The 234-nt window shown below is 55.6% G+C and carries 1 protein-coding gene; it reads left to right on the top strand.

Going from position 1 to position 234, the window contains the following annotated elements; genetic code table 11:
- Positions 1–234, top strand: a 234-nt coding sequence (locus tag ACTHUG_RS11680; RefSeq protein ID WP_440386935.1) for a DUF2345 domain-containing protein, incomplete at both ends; no start/stop codon positions are given.

Below are 234 nucleotides of genomic sequence, written 5' to 3'. Positions count from 1 at the left end.
AAAGCCTGAACAAAGCCGCCCAAACCGCCAACAACCACAATACCGATGAAGAAACCCAAAGGGGTCGTCTGAAAGACGCCCTCAAAGACCTGAAAGAGGCCGGCTTAATCCAAACCGCCCCGGCCGGTATAGCCACCGCAACAGAGCAAAGCCAACTGCATACCGCCAATGAAAACATCCACCTTATCAGCGGCAACCATACCGACATTACCGCCGGCCAAAGCCTGACCGCCC

The sequence above is a fragment of the Neisseria sp. P0022.S009 genome, from assembly GCF_051956675.1.
GTDB lineage: Bacteria > Pseudomonadota > Gammaproteobacteria > Burkholderiales > Neisseriaceae > Neisseria.
Note: the sequence above shows the minus strand (reverse complement) of the source record. Positions and strands in the feature narration are given on the sequence as shown.